Raw genomic sequence first — 2,407 nt, 5'->3', positions numbered from 1 at the left:
GTTCTAGGCTCTGCGCTCAATTCGTCAAGACGCGTATGGCCGGATCGACTGGTGCAGCCGAACTGAAAATAGTCAGCGTTTCAGGTGAATGGTGATCCGTCGCTCGATCCATTCAATGCCATGGCGCAATATCTCGACCATCACCAGATAGACGAGGGCGACCCAGATATAGGCCTGAATATCGAACGAGTTGGCGAAGGCGAGCTTTGCATTGCCCATCAGATCGTAGACCGTGATGATGGCGACGATGGCGGACGCCTTGACCATCAGGATCAGTTCGTTGCCATAGGGCCGCAAGGCGACGATCAAGGCCTGCGGCAGGATGATCTTACGCAACGTCTGCAATTTGTGCAGGCCAAGCGAGGCCGCCCCTTCCCATTGTCCTCTTGGCACGCTCTCTATGGCGCCGCGCAGGATCTCCGCCTGGTAGGCGGCGGTGTTGAGCGCAAAGGCAAAGACGCCGCAGTTGAACGCGTCCTTGAAAAAATCCCAGAGACCAACCGACTGGAGTTCGACGCGGAACGAGCCCAATCCGTAGTAGACCAGATAGGTCTGGACCAGCAACGGCGTGCCGCGGAAGAAATAGACATAGCAATAGGCGAGGCCGGACAGGACCCGGTTGCTGGACATACGCCCGTAAGCGACAGGCACCGACAGTATCGCACCCAGCACCATCGATATGGAAACCAGCGCGAGCGTTACCCCAAGCCCTCGCAAATAGGCTGGCGCATATTTGGCGAAGAAGTCGGCATTCCAGGCAAGGACCAGATAGCTGACGATGCCGATGCCGAACAAAATCCACAGGCAGACCAGCGCATAACCGACGATACGCCTGCGCGGCCAGCCGCGTTCCCGTGGCGGGGGCCGTTCGACCATTGTGGCCGTGGCGCTCATCGCTGGGCCTCCCGCCGGCCAAGCGAGCGCAGAATCGCGCTGGTGGCGAAGGACGACACGACGGCCAGGCCAAGAAAGACCAGGGAGGCGACGCCAAAGAACAGGAAAGCGTGCTTGGTGACGCGGGCGGCAATGCTGGCATTGCGCAGCGTTTCAGCGAGGCCGACGACCGACACGAGCGAGGTGTCCTTGAGCAAGCTCAGCCAGCAGTTCTCCAGGCCGGGAAAGGCGATGCGCAGCAGCTGCGGCACGATCACCTTGCGCATGGTCAGCCAGTTGGAAAGACCGATGGCATAGCCGCCCTCATACTGGCCTTTGGGAATGGCACGGAAGGCGGAGAGGAAAACCTCGCTGGCATAGGACGAGAAGATCAGCGCAAGCACGATCATCCCGGCGACGAAGCTGTTGACGTCGATGGTGGCATCCGGCCTGAAATACCGGATGAGATGCTGCAGCAGGATCGGCATGCCGAAGAAGAACAGGAAAAGCGTCACCAGCTCCGGCAGGCCGCGAAAGACCGTGGTGTAGATGTTGGCGGCAAGGCGCAGCGAGGGTTCTTCGGACTGCTTGGCGAGTGCAATGAAAAAGCCGATCGTCAATCCGATGGGCAGCGTGGCAAGCGCAAGCGCGACGGTGATCAGTGCGCCATAGGCGATATCGTCAAGCCAGCCATCGGGTCCCCAACTGAGAAGTGTCCATATGCTCTGGGCTGGCATTGACCGGTCTTATCTCCACGGCGTTCCCGAGACGAATAGAAAGACGGCGGGGAAATTCCCCGCCGTCTTGACCCCTGGTTTATCAGGACTCGGCGCCGAAGACGTCGAACTTGAAGTACTTGTCGTTGATTTCCTTGTATTTTCCATTGGCGCGGATGGCATCGATGGCCGAATTGAGCTTGTTGACCAGATCGGTCTCGCCCTTGCGTACGGCAATGCCGGCGCCCGGCCCGAAAATCTCGACCGGTTGCGGCGACGGCTGGCCGAGAATCTTGCAGCAAGCGCCATCAGGCGAATCCAGCCACTGTTGCAGCACGACGATATCGTCCTCGATGGCGTCGAGACGACCATTGGCAAGATCTGCCTGCTCCTCGGGGCTGCTCGGATAGCCCTTGACGGTGCTGTCGGTGTAGGTCTTCGAAGCATAGTTGAAATGCGTGGTCGTGGTGGCGACACCAATCGACTTGCCGGCGAGATCTTCCTTGGTCACGCCTTTCAGCGTGCTGTCCTTGGGCACGGCGAGCGCCGACGGCGTGTTGTAGTATTTGTTCGAGAAGTCGACCTTCTCCTTGCGCTCGGGCGTGATCGACATCGAAGCGACGATGGCGTCGAACTTGCCGGCCTGGAGAGCTGGAATGATGCCGTCCCAATCCTGAGCGACGAAGGTGCACTTGACCTTCATCTCATCACAAAGCGCCTTGGCGATGTCGATGTCGAAGCCCACGAGCTGGCCGTCGGACGTCAAATTGTTGAATGGCGGGTAGGCGCCTTCGGTGCCGATCCGCAGGGTCTTTTCC

The 2,407-nt window shown here is 59.4% G+C and carries 3 protein-coding genes; all 3 read right to left on the bottom strand.

Annotation, left to right across the window (positions count from 1 at the left end; genetic code table 11):
- Positions 1–72: 72 nt before the first annotated feature.
- Positions 73–894, bottom strand: coding sequence for an ABC transporter permease (locus EN935_RS31345; RefSeq protein WP_127265452.1), 822 nt, complete (start codon positions 892–894; stop codon positions 73–75).
- Positions 891–1,610, bottom strand: coding sequence for an ABC transporter permease (locus tag EN935_RS31340; protein WP_109671231.1), 720 nt, complete (start codon positions 1,608–1,610; stop codon positions 891–893). The genes EN935_RS31345 and EN935_RS31340 overlap by 4 nt, the downstream gene beginning before the upstream one ends.
- An 82-nt stretch (positions 1,611–1,692) precedes the next feature.
- On the bottom strand, positions 1,693–2,407 hold a 715-nt coding region (locus tag EN935_RS31335), incomplete at its 5' end, for an ABC transporter substrate-binding protein (RefSeq protein ID WP_245489097.1).

Source organism: Mesorhizobium sp. M7D.F.Ca.US.004.03.1.1 (genome assembly GCF_003998635.1).
In the GTDB taxonomy this organism is placed as follows: domain Bacteria; phylum Pseudomonadota; class Alphaproteobacteria; order Rhizobiales; family Rhizobiaceae; genus Mesorhizobium; species Mesorhizobium loti.
This window is presented reverse-complemented; position numbering and strand designations above follow the sequence as displayed.

Bases quoted from the DNA above. Each gene is read 5' to 3' on its own strand.
- EN935_RS31345 (WP_127265452.1), bottom strand. From the start codon at position 894: ATGAGCGCCACGGCCACAATGGTCGAACGGCCCCCGCCACGGGAACGC.
- EN935_RS31340 (WP_109671231.1), bottom strand. From the start codon at position 1,610: ATGCCAGCCCAGAGCATATGGACACTTCTCAGTTGGGGACCCGATGGC.